Source organism: Paenibacillus sp. FSL F4-0236 (assembly GCF_038000135.1).
Taxonomy (GTDB): Bacteria; Bacillota; Bacilli; order Paenibacillales; family Paenibacillaceae; genus Paenibacillus_AQ.
Map to the genome: position 1 here is coordinate 2,303,402 of NZ_JBBOBK010000001.1, position 23,088 is coordinate 2,326,489.

Consider the following 23,088-nt stretch of genomic DNA (forward strand, 5'->3'; position numbering starts at 1 on the left):
AATAGATCCATTGGAAAAACAGATTTTTTGGATAGTATCCATTCGAAATTCCGATGGGTAACTATTATTCAGGGGGCATGTATGGAATCACGTCATCTTTTTACCTTTATAGTCGTAGTGGAGACGGGTAGCTTCACACGCGCTGCACAGAAGCTTGATTATGCACAATCCAGTATTACCGCACAGATCCAAGCGTTAGAGACTGAAATAGGTCAGCCTTTATTTGATCGGATCAGTAAAAAGATCATCCTAACCGATGCAGGCCGCCGTCTGCTCCCATTCGCTCAAGAGATCTCCAGAATGCACTCTCTAGCGCAAGATGCTCTTCGCTCCGAGAGTGAGCTAACGGGGTCTTTACGCATTGGTGCACCTGAATCTCTGGCTGCTTTTCGCTTACCAGGCATTATCAAGGAGTTTCGCGTGAAATATCCAAAGGTCCAAATTCTTCTGAAGCCTGGGGTCTGCTGGGAGCTAACGGATTTAGTTCGATCCGGTGAATTGGATTTGGCCTTCCTACTTCAACCAGAGATGGAAGATAAAGATCTGAATATAGAAACACTGGTGCATGAACAAATGACCCTGATCGCTCCGCCGGATCATCCCTTATTGAGTCTTCCAGTGGTAGAACCGGTTCATCTTAAGGGAGAAACGATATTGCATACGGAAACTGGTTGTAGCTACCGTACTTTATTTGAACATCATTTAAACAGACACGGGGTATTTCCGGACCCTACGTTAGAGTTTTGGAGTATTGAGGCGATCAAGCAATGTGTTATGGCGGGTCTAGGCATTGCTTTTATTCCAATGATTACAGTGAGCAACGAATTAGCGGAAGGGAAGTTAGCTAGGCTGAGTTGGAATGATGAATCGCAGCGTGTGGCTACTCAAATTGCCTATCATCATAAGAAATGGAAATCTCCTGTTCTAACAGAGTTTTTAAAAGCTGTGCAAAAGCATGCTGAAAAATGGAGCAGCTAAGTTTAATTCTTGTAGCTATTCTATGGTACAATAGATTGTCGAAATCAAGGGAGGCTCGAAGCCATGAATGAGTGGAGTGAAGACTACGAAGAGGGGCTTGAGGCTTTTTTAATCTGGATGAAGGATGCCGGTTACACTCCCTATACGCAGAAATCCTATTTAGTGGATGTAAAACAGTTTTTAGAAAGTCTGAATGGTAAAAAGCTAGAGTCCGTAAAGAAGTTACATGTTATTTCTTTTCTTACGTCAGTGCGTGAACGTGGAGTAAGTGATGCTACCCGTAACCGGAAGCATGCCTCAATTAACTGTTTTTTTAAGGCATTAATTGAGCTGGAATTGCTTCTAACCAATCCTGCAGCTGGGATTAAGAAATCTAAAACTGAGATCAATCGCGAACCGGTCTACTTAGATGAAGGTGATCTGGGGCGATTTTTGTCTTCTATAGATGGGAAATACAAAGGTCGTAATTTAGCAGTCTTTTTACTGATGTCCTATATGGGGCTTCGGGTGGGGGAAGTCCACACGCTTAATTTAAGTGATTATAATGTAGAAAGACATTCCCTTCGAGTGTTCGGTAAGGGACGTAAATGGCGTAATGTACCGATTCCAGAGGATGTGGTACCTTTTCTCGATCTGGCAATAGAAGAACGATTAAATCCTTGGCGCAGTAAAGAGGAAGCTATGTTCATTTCACAAAAAGGACGCAGGCTGTCCATACGTGGCATTCAGCAAATCGCTGCGGACACCTTCGATCGTTTCCAAAGGGATGTGCCTGCTGCACAACGTCGACCCTATTCCAGCCATAAGCTACGACATTCCTTCGCTACCATGCTGCTACGAAAAGGTGCGGATCTGAGGACGGTTCAGGAGCTACTGGGGCACTCTTCCATTCAGACAACAACGGTTTACACGCATATCACGAGCCGTGAGAAGGAAGAAGCCATGTCGAAATTGCAAGTCCAGATTTGATAGAATTCAAGGTGCAATTCTTTTCGTGAAAAAGGGGCTATCCCCGGCCATGTATCATGACAACAGGGAGAGCCCCATGTATTCATTTGCTTATAGTTCTAGCTTAGCTATCTCAGCTTTAAGCTTCTCGGCAGATTTCTGGAATAGAGCTCGTTCTGTCTCATTTAATGGAAGATCTAGTACTTCTCGTACACCGGACCGATCTACGACGCAAGGGGCGCCAAGGTAGACATCCGAAACTCCGTTATAATTATTCAATAAAGTAGATACGTTCAATACAGAGCCTTCATTATGAAGAATGGATACCACAATACGATCTAGTGCTAATGCTATTGCGTAAGAGGTTGAACCTTTGGCATCAATAATTTCATAAGCGGCATTCTTAGTATCCTGGAATATTTCATCTTGTTCTGCTTCGTCAAAACCGAGATCAATCCCGGCAACATTCGCTAGACTCCAAACAGGAAGTTCCGAGTCTCCATGTTCCCCGATAATCTGACCATGAATACTGCGTGGATCAATTTCTTTGTGGCGTCCAATCAGGTAGCGAAAACGTGCACTATCCAGCACCGTTCCGGAACCGATGACTCTTCTGCGATCAAAACCGCTTATTTTCAAAGTGGCATATGACAAAATATCTACAGGATTAGTAGCAATAAGTAGTATCGCATGTTGATTATATTTGGTGATTTTTTGAACGATATCTTTGAAAATTGAAATGTTTTTGCGGAGAAGATCTATCCGGGTTTCACCCGGTTTTTGTGATGCACCGGCAGTTACAATGATGATATCCGCTTCCCGGCAATCTTCATATGTACCAGCCCATAGCTTCACACCACCAACAAAGGGCATGCCGTGATTCATATCCAATGCTTCTCCAAGGGCTTTCTTTTGATTAACGTCAATAAGTACGAGCTCAGGCATACGTCTCCGTAGCAGTAATGTATAGGCTGTTGTTGTACCAACTGCTCCAGTACCAATGACTACGACACGATTGGGTTTCGGGGGGGCCATGATTCCATCTCCTCAGTAATTAAAATTTTTAGCTTTTAATCTTGTCCATCATAATCGCTAACGATATTGTTTTCAAGCAGGTCTTATTTAATGCATTACCCCATTTTGGGCATACTTAATAGAAATTCTCTAATCAATTTGACAACAAGACTAGACAGGAGAGAATGTGAGAATGGATTTATTTCGCAAAAAACCGCTAATCGCACCTTCAAACTCGGGTGCAACCAAGTTAAACAAAACACTTGGTGCGCTGGATCTAACCATGTTAGGTGTAGGAGCGATTATTGGTACTGGTATTTTTGTAATGACAGGAGTAGCGGCAGCAGAACACGCTGGTCCTGGCCTTGTCATTTCATTCCTGTTAGCCGCGTTTGCTTGCGTGCTGTCAGCCCTTTGTTATTCAGAGTTTGCATCGACCATCCCGGTCTCCGGAAGTGCCTATGCTTATAGTTATGTAGCTTTTGGAGAATTACTCGCTTGGATTTTGGGTTGGGACCTTGTGTTAGAGTATGGCGTTGCAGCAGCTGCAGTAAGCAGTGGATGGTCAGGCTATTTGCAGGGACTTTTAGAGGGCTTTGGTATCCATATTCCTACAGCACTATCCGGGGCGTATAATGCGGAAGCAGGTACCATTATTAATTTACCAGCAGTAATAATCATTTTACTAATTTCCTACTTACTAACTCGGGGAACTAAAGAGACTGCTCGTTTTAATGCGATTATGGTCGTTATCAAAATAGCTGTAGTGCTTTTGTTTATCGTAACTGGATTTTTCTATGTTAAACCAGAGAACTGGACTCCATTTCTACCCTTTGGCTATCAAGGTGTTGTAAACGGTGCGGCAACTGTCTTCTTTGCCTACATAGGTTTTGATGCGTTATCGACTGCTGCAGAAGAAGTAAAGCAGCCACAGCGCGATTTGCCTATAGGGATTATTTCATCCCTTGCTATATGTTCTGTATTGTATATCCTAGTTTCACTTGTATTAACAGGTATTATACCGTATACGGATCTCAATGTTAGTGATCCCGTTTCTTATGCGCTTCGTGTTGTAAATCAAGATATGATAGCGGGTCTAATCTCTGTTGGAGCTATTGCGGGAATGACCACCGTACTGCTCGTAATGCTGTTCGGTCAAACCCGACTGTTATTCGCAATCTCACGTGATGGTCTTTTACCACGAGGATTGTCTAAGATCAATGCTAAAACACAGACACCTATTCGTAGTACGTGGATGGTTGGGATCATTATAGCTGTATTAACGGGCTTTATTCCTTTGGATCGATTGGCTAACTTAACAAGTATTGGAACACTGTTTGCCTTCTTTGTCGTTTCTTTGGGGGTAATTGCCCTGCGTGTTATTCATCCCAATATGAAAAGAGGGTTCAGAGTACCCTGGGTACCCTTCATTCCATTGCTAAGTGCGGCAACATGCGGATATTTGATGTATAATCTAGGAAGTGAGACATGGATTGGGTTTCTGATTTGGACGAGTCTTGGACTTCTGATCTATTTTCTATACGGCTACCGTAATAGTAAGTTAAATCATAAATAAGATTCCAATTGAGAGGAGAGAGGGCATTGACATCTAGAACCGCTGGATTGAAAACTCTAAGAATGTTTATGATGCTATTTTTTTTAGCGTGGATAGTCTCAGCATGTTCTTCACCACCACCGGAGCCTTCTCCACAGCCACAGCCTACAGAAGCACCGGAAGAAGGACAGACGATTACTCTGATTACACCACCAAGTAACAATACTAACAAAGAGAGTGGCCCGAAATATCAGGTTCAAACTCGAATTACGGGTTTTCATCTGCTTAGTGAGACAGAGGGCATGGTATGGGGGGTAACAAAAAATGAACTTCGTTTGTACGTTACCCATAATAACGGGGCGACCTGGGCTAATATTTCTCCTGCACCCAATGTGCAGTTCCTGTCCACACCTGTTTATGGAAAAGGCATCTTTTTTACTGACTCTAACCATGGTTGGATTATAAGAAGTGCTTTTGGTACGACAGAGAATATAGTGCTACGAACCACAGATGGAGGGAAAAGCTGGAAAATCTCTTCATTAGGTGATGATAATAATGTATCTTCCGTTTATTTCAATTCACCAACTCAGGGATGGCTAATGACCTCTGCGAACGCTACTCCTAATAAGGAAAGCAAGGCGATTTACTCAACGTCAGACGGTGGGGCCACATGGGAAGAAGTGATGCAGAATGAACAGTATAATCCGAACCTTCCCAATCATTCGATCCCGTTCACAGGTGTAAGTACTGGAATGATCTTCAAGAGTCGTGTAGAAGGATTTGTGACTTTGCAGACCGGTGCCCTTCCTAAGATCTTTATAACTAAGGACGGTGGTCAGAGTTGGAATCCAGGACAGTCTTTTCTGGTAAATGAACAACTGGAAAGCTGTGACAGAGTCATTACTGGCAAACCAGAGTTCTTCGATGCTAGTAAGACTAATGGTTGGATGTCTGTGGGCTGCCAAAATGATAAAGATAAGACGATTACTTACCATGGTTACTTTACCGCTAATGGTGGAGATAACTGGAAATTTACACCATTTGAATTAAAGAGTCCAACCGGAGGGAATCATCAGAGCGCTCCGACGTTTCTGAATTCGCAAGTTGGTTGGGCCATTATTGGTGATACTCTTTACCATACCGCTAACCAAGGGAAAACTTGGCTCCCTCTAAAGGAGAGCAGTGTTCTGCAGTCTAAGCTTGAGGAATATCCTGAGACGATTAAGATGCAGTTTATTTCCACAGAGGTGGGATGGCTTTTATTTGAGAAAAAAGAACAAAAACGCTCGCTCCTCTTACAAACTACAAATGGTGGGATTAGTTGGCGTGTGATGTAAAGTGAAGTGAAGCTGTTTCAAAAGTAGAGGATAATACTTTTGAAACAGCTTTTTTTGAATAAGAATGAACTTCTAAATCAATATGTTTTTGATTGATTGAATATAAGGAAAAAACTTAATTAAAATTTTCTTTATAGATGTGAAAAAAATCACATGACATTTAAATGATCGTGTGATATATTTAACACATAGAACAAGTTCAAATTTTCACAAACTTAACTTTCGAATAGGAGAGATTACAATGAAAACTTTTGAAACAGATTATATGACAAGAAACCTGCTGCAACTTTGCTACAACTGTGATGACGCCCACCTGTGTGAAACGGAAGAACAATGCAGAGCATGCTGGGCAGACAATGGTATGTTAGATGTTGAGACTGACGAAACGAAGCAATTGCTAGACCTCGTTCATGCTTAATCTGATCACTCAAAATTATGATTAAAGACCACTCGATTTCTTGATTTCTAAGAAAACGAAGTGGTCTTTTTGCATGAAGTCTCACTAATTTAATGCTTTCTGGACTAGAAGAGGCATATACATGTACAGAAGTGCCTGAAGCTAAGTTTAGGGTTGAATTAATGGGTATGAAGGGGGAAAATGTCATGGGAATGGGCCCGGATCTTTCATGGATGTTTGATTTCTCTGGAACAGTGATGCCAATTTTTCTCATTGTAATGGTTGGTATTCTTGCAGTATCAGCAGGCAGGGGTTTGCTTCAATGGAGCCGGAACAATAGCTCACCCATGCTAACCATCCCTGCCCGTATCGTCAGCAAGCGGAGTGAAATAAGACAGCAGCAGGTTCAAGAAGATAATGGTTCAAGTCGTACGAGTACAACCTACTACTTAACGTACGAATTGAATGGGGGCAGTCGAATTGAATTTAAAGTAGATGGCCATGAATATGGAATGAGTGCAGAAGGCGATAAAGGCATGCTTACTTATCAAGGAACCAGATATCACGGATTTGAGCGACAACCACAATACTCCACAGCGGAGTAGTCATTAGCTATACATTCATTCTTAAACCATTCTTCTGTTCCATTCAACGGAGCAGAGAGAATGGTTTTTTTTGCGGACTATTAAGAACCTAACGGAAAGCAAATGGCTTTAAAATTAGGTTGGAACTGTCACCTCTTGGGCTAATGCACATACAATACACCATGCAGTTAAGAACGAGGTTGTTAACGAAGCAACCCCAAGGAGGAGACAGCGTGGCCGTCATCAAAACGAACTCGGAAGATGTGAAGGTGCTAGCGCGGTTGATGAGAGCGGAAGCTGAGGAAGATGGAGATCTCGGTATGCTTATGGTCGGCAATGTTGGTGTCAACCGGATTCTTGGCAATTGCCTTGATTTTTTGAACATTCGTAATGTGAATGACATGGTCTATCAAAGTCCAGGAGGATTCGAAGCCCCGCAGAAAAGCTACTTCTATCAACGAGCAAGAGAAGCAGACATTCGTCTTGCTAAACGTGCAATTGCAGGTGAAAGAACATGGCCAGCGACCAATGCTTTATGGTTCTTCCGTCCTGTAGGAGATTGCCCTCCAACCTGGTATAACCAACAAAACACAGGCCGCTTTAAAGCTCATTGCTTCTTTACTCCGACTGGAGAAGATTGTCCGTCTGTATTTATTGGTAATTAACAGGGTAACTGTGTTAAAGAGAATTACTCATTATTATGAGTAATTCTCTCAGTAAGCTAGTGTAAATGTTCTTTTGTGTCCAAAGGGAGCAACTGCTCCGATAAACATTTAGGAGGTTTCATTAAATGATCGTTCAACCATACCGTCCCGTCACTTATACTATTGGTAGTGTTTCTTCTTCAGGTATGCAAATGCCAATGTCTACAGGAATGCAAGGAATGCAAGGCATGGGTAGCATGCCGCCACAAGTTAGCAGCGGAAGTCCGATGACTCCAGGAGGGGTTGTAGTTCAAAACCCACCTCAACAGTTTGAACAATCGTATATCGAAAATATTTTCAGACTGAATTTAGGCAAAGTAGGTACATTTTATTTTACTTACGAAAATAACAAAGAGTGGAATGCCAAAGTTTACAAGGGTGTGCTGGAAGCTGCGGGCCGTGACCACATTATTATTAGTGACCCAGTAACTGGTCAACGTACTGTATTACTTATGATTTATTTTGATTATGCTACATTTGATGAGCCCCTTACTTACCAGTACCCTGGAGTGATCGGTAATCCTCCAACAACAAGAAACTGTCGCTAATCAAGTCCTTATATTTCTGGATGAACCCCAACACTTAACGGTGAGGGGGTTTTCTTTATACATACTGATATTTTGGAATAATAAGGGGAATAAAGACCCATTTTTTTTCGAAAGGACACGCATGCTTGCGGTTTGCCCCAATATATTAATATAATAAATTGTATAAGACTCAAAAAACCTTGATATATCAGTGTTTACAAGGGATTTTGAGTCTTTTTTTTATCTTGAAATCACAGAAAAATCACATTTCCGGCAGATCCTTGGGAGTTAATATGTTTTGGAAGTGGATTTTTAGTTTGTCACTACTGCTCTGAATCATTCGTTCTGTCACATGGGTATAAATCTTGAGTGTGGTTTTTGCATCATCGTGACCTACACGCTTCATAATCGTTTTGAGATCAATCTGAGAGCCAGAGGCTATACTTGCTTCGATTAGCATCGTGATGTGCGTGTGTCGAAATATATGAGGAGTTGCGTGCTTCTTGATGTTTGTTAATTTCATTAGACGAGCCATACGATTAACTAACTTCCAGTTTGTAAATGGTGTTCCGTTGTTATTGGTCAAAATAAACTGAGTCTCTACAAAATCATCGTGGAGCTCCTTGTATCTTTTATGTCGAGAGGACTGAGTTACCTTTAACCGCTTAAACATCTCAACGATGAAATCATCCACATCAAAGGTCCGGACGGATCCGGTAGTCTTTGGAGGTGTTAATTGGTATGCGCCACTTCCACCCTGAGGAAAGTGAAGAGTTTTATAAATATGAACGTCACGAGTTTCGAAGTTGAAATCAGGCCACTCTAATGCTCAAAATTCTCCGGGTCGCACTCCGCTAAACAGCAAAAAATAAAACGTCTCTAGATCATCACCTAAACCGTGGTGTGGATTATGACATTGTAGATCGTGGGCAGTTTATCGCGGTGTGGAATCTGGACGTACCACAGCCGACAGAAGAAGAGTTACAGGCCGCATGGGTGGCATATCTGGAAGCTGAGGCTAATAAACCACCAGAACTGACGGAGACTGAGAAACTCCGAGTCGATAACGCTGCTTTATTACTGGAGCTTGTGCAGACTCAGGCAAGGCAAGATCAAGCGGAACAGGACCAGGCAGCCTTACTCCTGAGCCTCGTGGAAGGAGGTGTGTTGTAAATGAACTGGTACGCACTGATTAAGCGATACTTTGACGCAGGGTTGTATACGGGGGAGCAAGTACAGGTATTTGTTACCGCCAAAAAGATAACGACTGAACAAGCTAAAGAGATTACAGATAGCGCCATATAGTAGGCGTTTTTATTTTGCCCTCGTAGCAATTACGGGGGCTATTTATATTGAACAATAGATAGAGAGGGGAGTTGTTTTATGTCCATTGGGGGAGCAAACCAAGAAGGAGGGGGTGGGGATGTAGTGCCAATGCACCGATTGGAAGATGTTGAAAAGGGCTTACTCGGTCTTTCCAGTGAATTTTCACGAATATCCGCAGACCTAGCCAATACTAACGCAAAAATGAACTTACTTGAAGCAGCTGGTCTGAGACACGAAGAGAGCATTTTACAAATGGAGAAATCCACAATAAAAATGGAAGTTAAGTTTGGTGAGATTATGGGGAAATTTGATTCTCTTGAAAATAAGATATTCATGCTATTGCAACAAGACAATAAGGATAGTGGGTCAGAACGTAAAATGTGGCTTGATTTTGTTAAGTACATCATTGGTATTACCATTGGCGTGATTGTGGCTAACCAATTTTTAGGGAGGTAAATATGCTTACACTGGATCAAGTAAGGAGTAAATCATCTACAAGATTGTTAGGATTGCAACCGGTGATTATGGCTGCTGCTACAGTATTAATTGAACGCTGTTACGCTCGGGGAGTGCCTATTTTAATAACTCAAGGGTTACGGACTATTGCTGAGCAAGACGCTCTCTACGCTCAAGGGCGTACTAAGCCGGGATCTATCGTGACTAACGCTAAAGGCGGGTATAGTTATCACAATTATGGTTTGGCTGTAGATTTTGCACTTTTGTTGCCGAATGGGTCCAGTGTCTCTTGGGATATGAACCGAGACTACAACGGAAACAACATCAAAGACTGGATTGAAGTGGTGGAAGAGGCCAAGAGGCTCGGATTTGAGTGGGGAGGCGACTGGACAACATTTAAGGGTTATCCTCATTTCCAAATGGTCTTTGGTTTAACACTCACTCAGCTGCGAGCAGGTAGCAAGCCAACTGAAACAGCAATGGCAAAAGCAACGGCTATTATAAATCGACTAAAAGAGGAGGTAAAGGAAGACATGAGTAGAATTGAGGAGTTAGAAGCAATCGTAGTTAAGCAGGATGAGCGCCTAGCAACTATTGAGAAGCGTTTAAATATCTCCGGCAAGGAAACCTATGCCATCAATTATACAGAGGCTATTTACGGCTGCTAAAGCGGTTGGAGCGATAACTACATCGGCAGAAAAGTCAAAGCTAGAACTTAATGTGATTCAAATGTTGTACAACATGGGATTATTTGCGAAGGGGGATAAATAATTAATGGACAATCAAAACCTAACTAATGTACTGGCGTTCTCCTCGGTGATCGCCGTTTTTGTGATGGCGGGAGTACAGTTTGTAAAGAAGTCGGTTAACGTGCCTAATAATATATTACCTTTGATTGGCTTAGTTATCGGCTTAGTGATTGGTGTTGTGGCTTATCCTTTTACAGAGTTGGATTTGACTCTACGGTTATGGGCTGGCGGTTTAGCGGGATTATCAGCAACTGGGCTATTTGAACTGGCTTTTAGTAAGAGGGATGGGACTACAAAAGAATAAAGAAATTAGCTCACTGGTTTTGACTAGTGGGCTTTTGTCATTTACAGATATTTCTGCTCTATTAGCATTTTATCAGATAAGCCAACTATAAATTGAGGAACGGGAAAGCAACTTTTTTATTTGCTCATAAGAAAAACTAGGTAATCCTGATTATTGGAATTTATACTGAAGGGTGGGATTGCCGGACGTTTGGAGAAATAAAAATCCCCGCCAGGTTTATATGACGGGGAAATTAATATGAACGTTTAATTTAGTAGTATTAAGATGCTCTTACCACTACTGAATAATACATCCAATTTCCATTACCAAAATCAGCTCTTATAACTGTGATACCTGGTTTGAGAGCATAAATTGCATCTTCATTATAGGGTTCTAAAATAGCAGCTCCATCAGTAGAAACAATCACAAATGAATATCCCGTGACCCAAGTGCGATCTCCAACAACTAAATTAATCACAGTAGAAAAATCTTGGAATGGGGTTATTTGTGATGATTGATTAGTGTCAGGTAGACTTGTGGCAGAGGTGGTCGAAGCGAATGAGGTCGACCCTAGAGAAAAACAGGTAGCAACAGTTAAAAGTCCAAGTAAAATTTTCTTTTTCATAATTCAACCTTCTTTCCTTTATTTGGGATACAATCCAATTATGATATAAATCGAGTGATTCTCTTATCGTATGACATAACGACATATACATAATGTTCCAATTCTAGTATCCTATATGCAGGAGTGTGTTTTGGGGTAACATGAATATAAATGATGTGGAATACATATGAGTTCTAAAACTTATCTTTATCAAACTTAATTAAAACATATGGAGTGATCGTGTTGAGTAATGTATACAAAGTCTTGAAGACGGATGTTGAATTTCTAACAGCTGCTTTGTCACAGTCACAAGTAGATATACTTGAACGGCGTGGTGATCTGGCTGGCTGCATAATTGATTGTGAGGGTCCAGCCCAGAAATGGAGCCCAGTGAGCGTTAAGGTTGCTGATGCTTATTACATGAGAAATGAATTTGAGTTTAGGATGGTTTTGGCATAAGGGCAAAAAAACTCTATTAACCTTAACTGTTCGGAAGGGTATCCTGATTCAGAAATCACCCTTAAGAGCGATGTTGAATTTATTTAATGTCCCATATTTCTTTATTTCTACACAAAAAAGCGGCGTCCCTTTGGGGACGTCGCTTCCTCATAGTAGATTCTATTTTTCATTGTTCAATTCTTGATTTTAGTGATTTTTTTTGCGGTCACTTGAGCTGGAAATGAATCATCACTTACGTCATAGGATATTTCTATTTGATCACCTTTTTTATATTTAGAAGTTGCAACCTTACTTACCCAAATGGCCTGGGAGTACTCACCAGAGTCAAGGACTTCTTTGTAATCCTTGTTCAAGTCTTCTTCTTTTAATTCAGAAATTACTAAAATTCTTTTATTTTCTAAATCTATTGTGTGTACAATTCCTTTCAAAACTTCATCATTCTTATTACAGGCGGTGACTAATAACAAAAAAACAAAAATAAGATTCCATTTAATAGTAGTACGTGGTTTTTGAAACATGGACCTTCTCCTCTAGTGGTTACGACATTAGTTTAAAATCGGTTGTACAGGCATAGCATTTAGTACATTACCAATATAAGAATAAACAGCATTTCCATTATGACGACCTTTATTGATTCCCATTAATACAGTACCATAATATGTTGGTGCGCCACTATCCCCGGGTGCAGAGGTGTAGCTAGCTGATCTTAAGTTACTAAAAGTTACCCCATCAATACTATATGATACAGATTTGCTCAATATTGTTCCACACGATACTGGATTAGTGGCTGATGAAGCTCCAGACATGCAAACCATACTTCCTGCGAAGTCGTTTGCCTGAACAGTATCGAAATATCCTGCTCTACTGGAAGATGTATAGAGATCATTGGAATAGGATAAGCTTGATGTACCTATTGTTGCAGCATCAACACTTCCACCATAGACTCTTGTACCTATCGCACCAACATTATTAGTACCTTGATTGAAGGAGTTACCGGCAGTCCCGCAATGGGCGGCAGTAACAATGTATCCTGAAATGCTTCCTGATGGTTTAGCCAAAAAACCTATGCTACAGTAACCACCGGTGTTATTGTTAACTATTTTTGTCCCTGCTTGAAGAGGATTGTAAGTTGAATTTCTGTCAACATCATCCGAAACGACAGCAGATTCTCTTATAGATAACATATCGGCGTTAAAAGTTTCTTCTAATATCTTTCTCTTCGTTTCATTAAAGTCCTTCACACCCACCTGTATTTTTTGCTCTGCTAAATCTACTAACGTATCGGTAATCGTAACTCCGTTAAAATCAGTATTTATCAAAGAAATTAATTTTTCATTAAGCTCGTTTAAATCGTTTTCAGAATATTTTGTAACAAAGACATTTATTAAACTGGAGTCACCATATATTTTTTTGAAATCAGATTCATATTGATCTTTATTAGTATCAGCTTTAATACCAATGTTTATAATCCCTCCAGACTTTTGGTCAATAAAAACAAGCCCATCTTTTATATTTTTATCTAGGTACTCTTTAACTAAGGGTAAATTTTCTGTTTGATGATTGATACGCTTTATGAGCTGTTCTTCCTCTAGTTTTGTCAACCTAACTCCGAACTTAGAGTCTACCATTATATTGTCATCTTTGGAGTCCATTTGTTTTACCTTGCTGATATTAGTGTCTAATCCGAATTGCTGTCTAAAAGACAATTCTTCTTTTGTGTAATCATAAGACTCAAGTTCAAACGACGCACTTACACTCCCAGAACACAAAAATAAGATAGCAGCGGTCAACATTAGTACTGTTCTTTTTTTAAATTCCATAAGTCACCTCGTAAAAGTTATTTGTAGACAAAGTTCGATTACTTGTAAAAGTTTACTTTTTTTATATAGTAATTACAATACATAAATTGAAAATTTTTCATGTTAAAATTTGAAATAGTAATAGAGTTTAAGATTATGCAGTACATACTTGAGGGAATTACTGATACATACTATACATCTGAGAGATATGAATAAGAAAAAATTTCAATACATACAAAACAATAAGTAACACTTCGTCAATTTTAATTGGTAAGTGGGGGGTTGTTTCCAGGCTTATTGGTGAAATGGTGTTTTTTCAGCTAGGCTAATAGATCCCTGCCTGCAATGGGGGGATTATTGAAAGAGGTGAGTGTTACAAATGAGGTGTTGGTATCAGATTCAGAGTTTCTGACGGCAGCACTGGTTCAATCCAATGTATCTGTATGGTACCGTGAAGACCCGGACCCAATTGGCAACTTGATGGATTACGGTGGAATCGTAGAGGGATATACACCAGACTCTATTAAGCTCGCTGGAGCTCATTTTGTTCGGGGACGGTTTGAGTTTAGGACATACATAAAATAACCCGCCGGGCTTATGCCTGACGGGTTTTCCTGTTTTTCTAATCTTGAATACAAATTACATGTTGTATCATGGGCTGTACTCCGCATTACGCACAAGGAAACTTTGAGATATGCTTTCTGCATCTTAATAGTCTTTTAGCCGAATAACCTTGAGAGCAGAATAATCTCCGCCAATCGTATGATGCGTCTTCTTCTACGCCCTCTAATAATGGAACTTAGAATAAGAAAATCTGTGCCAACTGATGAGAGAGTTCCGGTAAAAACACTTCCAGTGGTTATCACCTGTACGCTTTTGCCCTGTAGTAATTTGGCTTGTTTGCGAAAGTTCATGGTTTATTCCCCCTTTCTCTTACTGATAAGGAACGTATAGTAGGGTATTCCTGAACAGTAATGTTTGATAGATATAAACGTGGAGAAAGTAATCCGATTTCCACTGCTTGTGTTTGGGGTGAACGCTAATTTCCATTTACCCCACGCACCGATACAAATCCCGCATATCTTAGTTTTGTATCCAATTAAAAAGGAGGAATTGACAAATGGGCGAAGTACGTGGAGAACGTTGTTGCGGCGTTGGTGAACGTGAACGTGAACGTGAACCTGAACGTTTTGTTGGTGGAGCCTTTACATCCACAGGTGCAATCTTGGTGCTCTTTATCCTGCTGGTCATCATTACAAAAGCTTGTATATTCTAAATTGTATTCATTTACAAAGGAGGAATTATGATGGGTGATTTTGCTGGAGGATTTACTTCTACCGCTGCAATTCTGGTTCTATTTATCTTGTTGGTAATCATCTCTAAGACTTTCTTTATCTAAGTTTCAAACCTCCCAATATAGCTGCACCTAATTAAATCCGCCAGTACTCATGCTGGCGGATTTTTTAAACACATAATCAAAGACGTATCCCCGTCAACCTTAACTGGTCGGCGGGGATTTTTCTGTTTATGTAACTTGATATTCAACGAATGTTCATTTCTTAATTCGCAAAGACCAATACGAAAGCTAAGGTCGGGATTCCAATAATACCAATTAATGTCCATACTAACCGAACTGGAATTGTGACCGTCAATTTAACCACCTCCCATGTATTTCTTTATTCATTCAACATTGTCTCAGTAAATCGTTCGCACTCATTGTCCTATCATTTTATATAAGGCTAGTATCATACCGGAACAAACATCCAATCACTAAGCTCTATCAACACATAATCTACATGGTATTAACAACGATGGAGGTGAATTGAATAATGCACACTAGCTCTGCTACGATTCTGGTGCTATTCATTTTATTGGTAATTATCGCTTGTAGCTGCGGCGTCTTCCCACGCGAAGAGAGACGTGAAGAAAGATGTGAAAGACGAGGAGAAAGACGAAGCGAAAGACGAAGCGATAGACGAGAAGAAAGACGAGAAGAAATACCCTTTTTATTTCCCTTTATTATTTAATTGCGTAACCTCAGTTCGTTAATTCCTAAAATAACATTAATGAGAAGGCCCATTCTATGGGCTTTCTCTTTCTTTTTCCAATATCATCAGGAATATAATAATATGCATCTTCTAGCTGACTCAAAATCCAAATTTTCACTGGTTCAGAAAGTGTCCATAATTCTAGAAGTGAGGCAGCCATTTTTTCAAGATATGCTTTATGATGTTGAAGCTGTTTTTCAATAAATTTATTTTCCATCCAATACACATTCCTTGTTCTTCGACTCCCGAAGGTGGGGGATTTTTGTTTTATAACTATCTTCCATAATAGGTCGATGATACATATCCTCACCAGCTTTTCTTGCAGATACAGCATCCTCGAACAAATGGAATATGACAATGATTGGATTAAGATCGACGATGTTATTCAGGTGACTACATAAATAAATGCCCCGCGATTGATGTTGTGACTGACTGATGTTCGAAAATCAGTCTAGACTGGCAAGCGTTATGAATGATCATGAGTGGCAATTGGAACTTCAACGTAAGCTGGAGGTGCTCCGGTTGACGGGACGGGTTCTAAAGACTTAACATATATAATAGAAGGAACACATTTATAAGAAATTAGAACAAAAGAAAATCATCTGATAAAATCACGGAAAAATCACATAATCTCTTTTTATTAGTTTGTACCTGTTTCTACTATTAAGGGGGATGTGTCCATCAGCGGCAAAAACAGATCATATTTTTACACTGGTTTTGACCTGTTTTGATGGGCTATGTAATAATATAATAAAGTATATATTCAAAAACGTGATTCCAGACTGGAGATGAAACCATTGGGAAATTGATACTGAAAGGAACAACTGGCAAGCTTCTTGCCGATACTCTGAAAAAACGAAGGAGGTGGGCCTATCCATCCGTACGGAGAATGATGGATAGGATTATAAATTGAGCGACCCTTTACCCGGTATATTACACGTAGGTCTTATTATTCTGTTGGTTTTATTAAATGGATTTTTTGTTTCAGTCGAATACGCAATGGTGAAAGTACGAAGCGGTAGAATTGATACCCTTATTGAAGAAGGTAGTAAAAAAGCTTTAAAAGCGAGAAGCATCGTACGCAACTTGGAAGGTTATCTATCCGCCTGTCAGCTTGGTATTACATTGGCTTCACTTGCGCTAGGATGGTTGGGGCAACCCGCTATAGCTAACCTTGTAGGGCCCTTATTAGGAAGTATAGGTTTTGGAGTAACCGCTGTTAATGTTGTATCTTTGATTATTGCTCTAATGTTTATCACTATCTTGCATATCGTACTAGGAGAACTTGCACCTAAGACTATTGCAGTTAACAAGGCTGAATCTGTCCTTTTGCTAACATCTGGGCCGATGAATGTGTTTTACAAGATCATGTATCCAGTGATTTGGATCGTAAATGGGCTGGCACGTGGTTTATTACGGATCTTCCGTTTATCCCCTGCTTCAGAGCTGGGAACGGCGCATACGGAAGAAGAAATCCGTATTATCATGCAAGAAAGTAATAAAAGCGGCTTTATTGATAATACCGAAATGGCGCTGGTTGACAATATTTTTGAATTTGTGGACACAATGGCCCGTGAGATCATGATTCCTCGAACAGAAATGATTTGTCTGAATAATCATCTTTCAACGGAAGAGAACCTTGAGATTGCTTTTGATGGAATGAGGACGCGTTATCCAGTCTGTGATGGTGATAAGGATCATATCCTAGGCTTCATTCATATCAAGGACTTAATTAGGGATCGTGAACAAAGCTATAATAAATTGATTCGTCCTATACTAACCGTACCAGAATCTATTCAGATTAGTGCTCTGCTGAAAGTCATGCAGCGCGCAAAGACACAAATCGCCATTCTGATTGATGAGTACGGTGGAACATCAGGAATGGTTACGCTGGAAGATATCATGGAGGAAATTGTAGGAGAAATTCAGGATGAGTTCGATGAGGAACGTCCTGGTGTTGAGAAGCTGGGGGAGGATGAACACTCCATCGACGGCTTGATGCTTATTGAAGAGATCAATGATCTTTTGGGGCTCCATATGGATACTGAGGATTATGATACGATAGGCGGTTGGCTGTATTCTAAATTGGAGGTTAATCCACCTCAAAAAGGACAGTCTGTAGAATTTGATAATCATCTGTTTATTGTGGAAGAAACGGATAATAAGCGGATTTCTCGAATTAAGCTGCTGAAGTTACAGCTATTGACTGAAGAAGCTGGTGCATAACGAACTTATTAGTAATTATTAGGACACAGTGCTATAGCGCTGTGTCTTTTTTACAGCGTTTTTACAGTATTGTTTGCCAAAAAGAGATTAAAAATTATATAATTTTAAATGTATATGATAAAAACTACATTAGTCCACAGAGGACAGAAAGGAACTCTCCTTGAGTAAACCTAATAAAAGTACAAGCGTTCCCCAGCTTAGCAAACAAGAGAAACGGCGGGTAGAACAGGAGCAGCAAAAGCAGAAGACGAGAATTTTAATTATTAGTTCAATAGCTTTAGTAGTCATCATTTTTGTTGGATTGTTTATGTTAGCTTCGAAAGATGCCGCAAAAAATGCCACTTCGGGAGAACCAGTAGCATTCAATTACAGTGAGCTACCTAGAGTCGGTAAAGAGGATGCACCTGTTAAAATTGTTGAATTTGGAGACTTAAAATGTCCAGCGTGTTCCCAATTTGCAACTTCAGTTAAACCGAAAATTGTTCAAGATTTTGTCAACGAGGGAAAAGCAGCGCTCTACTTTGTAAATATGGCTTTCGTTGGTCCAGACTCTGAAACTGCCTCACTTGCTGCATTATCTGTTTACCATCAGAATTATGATGAATTCTGGAAGTTCTATGATGCTGTATATGCTCAGCAAGGTGATGAGAGCGAAGAATGGGCGACTGAAGATTTCTTAGTAAGCCTTGCGGAGAAAGAGAAGTTAGCTATCGATTACGAACTGCTTCGTAAAGATATTAAGGATCGTACGTATGCAGATGAGCTGAATAAGGGTATGCAGTTAGCTAGTGAAGCTGGGGTGACGACTACACCATCTCTTTATATCAATGGAGTAATGACTGCGGATCCATTTAACATTGAAGCGATTTCAACTGAGATTAACGACGCCGCAAAAGCTGTGGAGGCAAAGTGACAAAGTTCCTATCTTTTTGCAAGCGTAACTGCCTGTATCTGGCCTGGTTCGTCTCTTTAGTTGCTGTTGCTGGTAGCTTGTATCTGAGCGAAGTATTGAAATATGAACCTTGTAAGCTTTGCTGGTTCCAGCGAATTTTTATGTATCCACAGTTATTTCTCTTGGGAATTGCAACCTTTCGAGGGGATAAAAGGATTATCCCATATGTACTTCCACTAAGCTTGATTGGTGGCAGTATCTCGATCTATCATTATGCGGAGCAGAAGATTCCTGCGTTAAGTAAAGTGCTTCCTTGTACAATTGGTGTTCCTTGTAATAAGGATTACTTGAACTTTTTTGGATTCATTACGATTCCTTTCCTTGCATTAATCGCTTTTGCTTTAATTAGCATTTTACTTTGGTACGGACGCAAGGAAGAAGAAGTGATGGAGTTAGATACAGAGGAAAGTTTAGGATTTTGATTTTTTAATTTTAAAGGATCCGAAAAAATGTAAAAAGTGATTAAAAACACGATCCAGAGGGATAATTGAAGAGAATGAAAGAGAGCATCCAATAAGACGCTGTATTTGCGCTTACTGGATGTTTTTTCATTCTTTTTTCATTTTTTTCAACGCTTTACTGTATACACTTTGTAGACTAATATTAGACCTTGTGAGAAGTTGAATATGCGCTGAATTTTCTTAGGAAAAACGGGGGAACCAAACTTGGCATATGTGCCAATGGGGTGAATCGGAATGGGTCGATTAGACTTTTACCGTAGGGCTAAACCACAGCCCGAATCCGCCAGCTAACCTCGTAAGCAAAGGTGGGATAATGACCATGCATAGCATGCGGATCATTTCCGTATGCTATTTTTAGTGTCTGCATTTATGAAATCCACCAATGAAAACAGCGCGCGGAAATTCCGTTTCAGCTCCCAAAGAAAGGAACTGTATCCACCATGGTAAGCAAGGTAAAACGACTATTGATCGGGCGTCCGATGAAGTCGAACGAACTCGATCATGAAAAGTTATCCAAGGTTAAAGCACTGGCTGTCCTGTCTTCTGATGCGCTCTCGTCTGTAGCCTACGGAACGGAACAAATTTTGATTGTACTGGTGGCTGCGGGGTTTACTGCCATCTGGTATTCCCTGCCAATTGCATTAGCCGTATTGGGCCTGCTGGCCATCCTGATTTTATCCTATCGGCAGACGATTTACGCTTATCCTCAGGGAGGCGGAGCTTACATCGTTGCCAAGAGTAATCTTGGTGTTCCGACAGGGCTCTTAGCAGGAGGGTCCTTGTTAGTGGATTACATTCTGACCGTAGCTGTTAGTGCGTCGGCAGGGACGGATGCGATCACATCGGCTTTTCCAAGTCTTCATAATCACACCGTTCTTATTGCAGTATCAGTTATTATTTTACTTACTTTGATTAATCTTCGCGGAGTTACAGAATCAGCTTCATTCATCGCAATCCCAGTGTATTTGTTTGTAGTGTCGATTGTAGTGTTGATTATCTCCGGTATTATTAAATATGCAGCAGGTGGCGTACATGCGAATGTCCCTGAAATTGGCTCTGCTGTTTCTAATGTTAGTTTGTTTCTACTATTAAAAGCCTTCAGTTCTGGCTGTTCGGCACTTACGGGTGTAGAGGCTGTATCTAATGCCATTCCAAACTTTAAAGCACCAGCTGAAAAGAACGCAGCCAAGACCTTAATGGTCATGGGGGTTATACTTGGATTTATGTTTACAGGTATCACACTACTGGCGTATTGGTACGGCATAGTGCCTGATGAAAAGGCAACGGTTGTTTCTCAGATCGCTGAATCGACCTTTGGCCGCGGAACCTTATATTTTTTCATTCAAGGTATCACAGCAGTAATTTTGTTCTTGGCAGCTAATACAGCTTACTCAGCGTTCCCGCTGCTCGCATTTATGTTTGCAAAAGATAAATATATGCCACATGCTTTTATGGTTCGTGGAGACCGTCTAGGTTTCTCTAATGGTATTATTTTTCTAGGTGTTCTGTCTGCTGTGCTTGTAGCTGCATTCCACGGAAATACAGAAAGCTTGATTCCACTTTATGCGGTTGGTGTATTCATTCCTTTCACATTGTCACAGCTAGGAATGATGGTTCATTGGTTTAAAACAAAACCATCGGGATGGAAAAAAAGATTTGTTGTAAATACCATCGGTATGCTGACTACATTGACGATTACGCTTATTTTTATCATCACTAAATTCTCAAGCGTATGGATGGCTTTCATTTTCTTACCTGCTGTAATGTTCGTGTTCCACCGGATTCACAAGCACTATTTGAACACTGCAGATCAGCTTCGTATATGCCCGAGTACAGATAAACCTTTGATTAAAGGCAGTACAGTTGTTGTTCCTGTTGCGGGTGTAACACGTGCTGTACTACATTCCATCAGCTATGCCAAGTCTCTAACGGATAATGTTGTAGCCGTGTATGTTGGCTTTGATGAAGAGGACATTCAAAAAATGGAGCAACGGTGGGAGGAATGGAATCCGGGTGTACGCCTGATTGTACTTCGTTCCAGATATCGCAGTATTATTCGTCCTTTAGTGAAATTTATTGATACAGTGGAGTGGAAGACCGCAGCGACGGATCATATCACGATTCTGATTCCACAGTTTATAACTAAGCATTGGTGGCAAGCTGTACTTCATAATCAGACCAGCTTTTTAATCCGTTCGTATCTAATGAATTCAAAAGATGTTGTAGTTGCGACTGTCCCATATCATTTGAATAAATAATGGATCATTAAGGAGAGGCTATATCCGGAACGTTCGGAATATAGCCTTTTTTTGTATTTTTAAGAAGGAAATTATTACAAATCCACAAAATTTAAAATTTATATGTTGACATAGAGAATGAGAATCAATATCATTTAAAAGTGAGACTGAGGTAGTCAACACCTTTGAATAACATAGGATGTACACACTAGGAGGGTATTTAATGTTTTTGTTTAACAGAAAAAGATTTGGAAGCATGAAATTAACGATGGTCGGATTAATGGTGATGGTGCTATTCTTATCCGCTTGCGGTAATAATAATCCCGGTAACGCTTCAAACGCAGGAACAGACAAAGCGACGGCACCTACTGCTGAAGCTACAGAAGCTCCTGCAGCTGCTAAGACGTTAACGGATGCAATGGGACATGAAGTAACGATTCCAGCTAATCCTGGGCGTGTACTGGGTTCTTATTTGGAGGATGCTTTGGTAACTCTAGGTGTGACTCCAGTAGCGCAATGGTCAGTGACTAATGGTATTCAAGATTATCTGTCCGCTGAATTGAAGGATGTTCCTACGATCAGCTACGATCTTCCGCTCGAGGCAGTAACCAGCTTCGCTCCGGATCTTATCCTCATCCCATCGGAGTCATCTGTACAGAATGGTATCTATGACCAACTGAATAAGATTGCACCGACTTATGTGATTGGGGATAAGCTAAATCAAGATTGGCGTAAATCGCTACTCAAGATTGGTGAAATTCTGAACAAGACACCTGAAGCAGAGAAAGCCATTAAAGATTATGAAGACAAGGCGGCTGCAGCGAAAGAAAAGCTTAAAGAAGCTATTGGAGATGAGTCCGTGGCGATTTTATGGTTGGTACAAAAGAACTTCTATATTGTAGACGAAACCCGCAGCAGTGGTGCTGTATTATATACAGACCTTGGTGTAAAGCTGCCTAACTTAGTAACAGAAATTCCTGTTGGTACAAGAGCTACTTGGAATCCAATTTCGCTAGAGAAGCTTTCTGAGCTGACAGCAGATCATATTATCCTTGTAAATAGTGATAAGACTGAGGGTTCGGAGATTCTGGACAGTGCAATTTGGAAAGGCATCCCGGCTGTAAAAGCTGGCAATGTGCATGAAATGAGCTCAACAAGCAGTTGGCTATACAGTGGTGCGAACGCTGGTGGCAAAATTATTGATGATGTGTTAAAAAGTTTTGTGAAATAAAAAGTCGTAATTCACCATGAATGAGACTGATCATTTGGGTGGGGAAGGGCGTGCAGATCAAGTATCTTAGGATACTTAGATCTGCACCATTTTTTTATAAACCATTCCTGTATTACTGAAAAATAACTCCTACAATTGTACAACCTAATTTTTTTTGCGATAATGAGAATGATTGTTGTTATCATATAGAACATTGTAACTATCGATTAAGGA

At 40.4% G+C, this 23,088-nt stretch carries 30 protein-coding genes, 1 pseudogene and 1 riboswitch; of the genes and pseudogenes, 24 read left to right on the forward strand and 7 right to left on the reverse strand.

The features are described from left to right. Positions 1-81: 81 nt before the first annotated feature. The gene (locus tag NSQ29_RS10560) at positions 82-978 is read left to right on the forward strand and encodes a LysR family transcriptional regulator (RefSeq protein WP_341124996.1); all 897 of its coding nucleotides are present in this window, start codon (positions 82-84) and stop codon (positions 976-978) included. 63 nt (positions 979-1,041) lie between these two features. Beyond that, on the forward strand, positions 1,042-1,947 hold the full coding sequence (locus NSQ29_RS10565; RefSeq protein WP_076283590.1) for a tyrosine-type recombinase/integrase: 906 nt from the start codon (positions 1,042-1,044) through the stop codon (positions 1,945-1,947). Positions 1,948-2,037: 90 nt separating this feature from the next. Here NSQ29_RS10565 and NSQ29_RS10570 read toward each other — a convergent pair whose 3' ends face one another. Then, positions 2,038-2,961, reverse strand: coding sequence for an L-lactate dehydrogenase (locus NSQ29_RS10570; protein WP_042188714.1), 924 nt, complete (start codon positions 2,959-2,961; stop codon positions 2,038-2,040). 172 nt (positions 2,962-3,133) lie between these two features. On the opposite strand from NSQ29_RS10570, the gene NSQ29_RS10575 reads away from it, so the two are divergent. The 6 genes from NSQ29_RS10575 to gerQ all read left to right on the forward strand — a co-directional run bounded on the left by NSQ29_RS10575 (position 3,134) and on the right by gerQ (position 8,065). After that, positions 3,134-4,516, forward strand: coding sequence for an amino acid permease (locus NSQ29_RS10575; RefSeq protein ID WP_076283591.1), 1,383 nt, complete (start codon positions 3,134-3,136; stop codon positions 4,514-4,516). 26 nt (positions 4,517-4,542) lie between these two features. Beyond that, the gene (locus tag NSQ29_RS10580) at positions 4,543-5,832 is read left to right on the forward strand and encodes a WD40/YVTN/BNR-like repeat-containing protein (protein WP_341124997.1); all 1,290 of its coding nucleotides are present in this window, start codon (positions 4,543-4,545) and stop codon (positions 5,830-5,832) included. 241 nt (positions 5,833-6,073) lie between these two features. Next, a complete protein-coding gene (locus NSQ29_RS10585; protein ID WP_179085723.1) occupies positions 6,074-6,250 on the forward strand; it encodes a hypothetical protein in 177 nt (58 codons plus the stop codon). A gap of 191 nt (positions 6,251-6,441) precedes the next feature. Next, positions 6,442-6,834, forward strand: a complete 393-nt coding sequence (locus NSQ29_RS10590; RefSeq protein WP_042194012.1) for a DUF2500 domain-containing protein — start codon at positions 6,442-6,444, stop codon at positions 6,832-6,834. Positions 6,835-7,046: 212 nt separating this feature from the next. After that, positions 7,047-7,478, forward strand: a complete 432-nt coding sequence (locus NSQ29_RS10595) for a cell wall hydrolase (protein ID WP_042188711.1) — start codon at positions 7,047-7,049, stop codon at positions 7,476-7,478. A 125-nt stretch (positions 7,479-7,603) separates the two neighbouring features. Further along, positions 7,604-8,065: a spore coat protein GerQ gene (gene gerQ, locus NSQ29_RS10600; protein ID WP_076283593.1), complete on the forward strand. Its 462-nt coding sequence runs from the start codon at positions 7,604-7,606 to the stop codon at positions 8,063-8,065. A gap of 241 nt (positions 8,066-8,306) precedes the next feature. On the opposite strand, the pseudogene NSQ29_RS10605 reads toward gerQ, so the two are convergent. Continuing rightward, positions 8,307-8,858 (reverse strand): annotated as a pseudogene (locus NSQ29_RS10605) (site-specific integrase); the annotation flags it as partial. Between the two features lie 89 nt (positions 8,859-8,947). Between NSQ29_RS10605 and NSQ29_RS10610 the strand changes: the two are divergent. The 5 genes from NSQ29_RS10610 (at position 8,948) to NSQ29_RS10630 (ending at position 10,879) form a co-directional block, all read left to right on the forward strand. Further along, on the forward strand, positions 8,948-9,217 hold the full coding sequence (locus NSQ29_RS10610) for an XkdW family protein (protein ID WP_341124998.1): 270 nt from the start codon (positions 8,948-8,950) through the stop codon (positions 9,215-9,217). After that, entirely contained in the window at positions 9,218-9,349 is a 132-nt protein-coding gene (locus tag NSQ29_RS10615) for an XkdX family protein (RefSeq protein WP_339241483.1), read from the forward strand. Positions 9,350-9,427: 78 nt separating this feature from the next. Continuing rightward, entirely contained in the window at positions 9,428-9,826 is a 399-nt protein-coding gene (locus NSQ29_RS10620; RefSeq protein WP_341124999.1) for a hypothetical protein, read from the forward strand. A 2-nt stretch (positions 9,827-9,828) separates the two neighbouring features. After that, complete coding sequence (locus tag NSQ29_RS10625) at positions 9,829-10,494, forward strand: M15 family metallopeptidase (protein WP_341125000.1); 666 nt, start codon at positions 9,829-9,831, stop codon at positions 10,492-10,494. A 106-nt stretch (positions 10,495-10,600) separates the two neighbouring features. Next, positions 10,601-10,879 carry a holin gene (locus NSQ29_RS10630; RefSeq protein WP_341125001.1) on the forward strand — a complete coding sequence of 93 codons (279 nt, stop codon included), beginning with the start codon at positions 10,601-10,603 and terminating at the stop codon, positions 10,877-10,879. A 259-nt stretch (positions 10,880-11,138) separates the two neighbouring features. Here the strand turns inward: NSQ29_RS10630 and NSQ29_RS10635 are convergent, their stop codons facing one another. Next, complete coding sequence (locus NSQ29_RS10635; RefSeq protein WP_339241474.1) at positions 11,139-11,483, reverse strand: hypothetical protein; 345 nt, start codon at positions 11,481-11,483, stop codon at positions 11,139-11,141. Positions 11,484-11,705: 222 nt separating this feature from the next. Here NSQ29_RS10635 and NSQ29_RS10640 point away from each other — a divergent pair, with 222 nt between their 5' ends. Continuing rightward, positions 11,706-11,921, forward strand: a complete 216-nt coding sequence (locus tag NSQ29_RS10640) for a hypothetical protein (RefSeq protein WP_341125002.1) — start codon at positions 11,706-11,708, stop codon at positions 11,919-11,921. 173 nt (positions 11,922-12,094) lie between these two features. On the opposite strand, the gene NSQ29_RS10645 is transcribed toward NSQ29_RS10640, so the two are convergent. Further along, on the reverse strand, positions 12,095-12,439 hold the full coding sequence (locus NSQ29_RS10645; RefSeq protein ID WP_341125003.1) for a DUF3221 domain-containing protein: 345 nt from the start codon (positions 12,437-12,439) through the stop codon (positions 12,095-12,097). A 27-nt stretch (positions 12,440-12,466) separates the two neighbouring features. Next, positions 12,467-13,741, reverse strand: a complete 1,275-nt coding sequence (locus NSQ29_RS10650) for a S1 family peptidase (RefSeq protein ID WP_341125004.1) — start codon at positions 13,739-13,741, stop codon at positions 12,467-12,469. Positions 13,742-14,065: 324 nt separating this feature from the next. Here NSQ29_RS10650 and NSQ29_RS10655 point away from each other — a divergent pair, with 324 nt between their 5' ends. Beyond that, on the forward strand, positions 14,066-14,305 hold the full coding sequence (locus tag NSQ29_RS10655; protein ID WP_341125005.1) for a hypothetical protein: 240 nt from the start codon (positions 14,066-14,068) through the stop codon (positions 14,303-14,305). Positions 14,306-14,439: 134 nt separating this feature from the next. On the opposite strand, the gene NSQ29_RS10660 is transcribed toward NSQ29_RS10655, so the two are convergent. Next, positions 14,440-14,634 carry a hypothetical protein gene (locus tag NSQ29_RS10660; RefSeq protein WP_339241463.1) on the reverse strand — a complete coding sequence of 65 codons (195 nt, stop codon included), beginning with the start codon at positions 14,632-14,634 and terminating at the stop codon, positions 14,440-14,442. Positions 14,635-14,840: 206 nt separating this feature from the next. Here NSQ29_RS10660 and NSQ29_RS10665 point away from each other — a divergent pair, with 206 nt between their 5' ends. The 3 genes from NSQ29_RS10665 (at position 14,841) to NSQ29_RS10675 (ending at position 15,769) form a co-directional block, all read left to right on the forward strand. Beyond that, on the forward strand, positions 14,841-14,996 hold the full coding sequence (locus NSQ29_RS10665; RefSeq protein ID WP_197071257.1) for a hypothetical protein: 156 nt from the start codon (positions 14,841-14,843) through the stop codon (positions 14,994-14,996). A gap of 27 nt (positions 14,997-15,023) precedes the next feature. Then, on the forward strand, positions 15,024-15,119 hold the full coding sequence (locus tag NSQ29_RS10670; protein ID WP_427472411.1) for a sporulation protein YjcZ: 96 nt from the start codon (positions 15,024-15,026) through the stop codon (positions 15,117-15,119). A gap of 521 nt (positions 15,120-15,640) precedes the next feature. Then, the gene (locus NSQ29_RS10675) at positions 15,641-15,769 is read left to right on the forward strand and encodes a hypothetical protein (protein WP_341125006.1); all 129 of its coding nucleotides are present in this window, start codon (positions 15,641-15,643) and stop codon (positions 15,767-15,769) included. Between the two features lie 3 nt (positions 15,770-15,772). Here NSQ29_RS10675 and NSQ29_RS10680 read toward each other — a convergent pair whose 3' ends face one another. Beyond that, positions 15,773-15,985, reverse strand: a complete 213-nt coding sequence (locus tag NSQ29_RS10680; protein ID WP_341125007.1) for a hypothetical protein — start codon at positions 15,983-15,985, stop codon at positions 15,773-15,775. Positions 15,986-16,203: 218 nt separating this feature from the next. Here NSQ29_RS10680 and NSQ29_RS31515 point away from each other — a divergent pair, with 218 nt between their 5' ends. The 6 genes from NSQ29_RS31515 (at position 16,204) to NSQ29_RS10705 (ending at position 22,875) form a co-directional block, all read left to right on the forward strand. Then, entirely contained in the window at positions 16,204-16,317 is a 114-nt protein-coding gene (locus tag NSQ29_RS31515) for a DUF7667 family protein (protein WP_445739159.1), read from the forward strand. A gap of 360 nt (positions 16,318-16,677) precedes the next feature. Further along, positions 16,678-17,994 carry a hemolysin family protein gene (locus tag NSQ29_RS10685; RefSeq protein ID WP_341125008.1) on the forward strand — a complete coding sequence of 439 codons (1,317 nt, stop codon included), beginning with the start codon at positions 16,678-16,680 and terminating at the stop codon, positions 17,992-17,994. A 160-nt stretch (positions 17,995-18,154) separates the two neighbouring features. Continuing rightward, entirely contained in the window at positions 18,155-18,907 is a 753-nt protein-coding gene (locus tag NSQ29_RS10690) for a DsbA family protein (RefSeq protein WP_341125009.1), read from the forward strand. Then, the gene (locus NSQ29_RS10695) at positions 18,904-19,368 is read left to right on the forward strand and encodes a disulfide oxidoreductase (protein WP_042128176.1); all 465 of its coding nucleotides are present in this window, start codon (positions 18,904-18,906) and stop codon (positions 19,366-19,368) included. The genes NSQ29_RS10690 and NSQ29_RS10695 overlap by 4 nt, the downstream gene beginning before the upstream one ends. 197 nt (positions 19,369-19,565) lie before the next feature. Then, positions 19,566-19,724: riboswitch (cyclic di-AMP (ydaO/yuaA leader) on the forward strand. 123 nt (positions 19,725-19,847) lie between these two features. Then, positions 19,848-21,665, forward strand: coding sequence for an APC family permease (locus NSQ29_RS10700; RefSeq protein ID WP_076283595.1), 1,818 nt, complete (start codon positions 19,848-19,850; stop codon positions 21,663-21,665). A 202-nt stretch (positions 21,666-21,867) separates the two neighbouring features. Then, positions 21,868-22,875, forward strand: a complete 1,008-nt coding sequence (locus tag NSQ29_RS10705; RefSeq protein ID WP_341125010.1) for an ABC transporter substrate-binding protein — start codon at positions 21,868-21,870, stop codon at positions 22,873-22,875. Positions 22,876-23,088 lie beyond the last annotated feature (213 nt).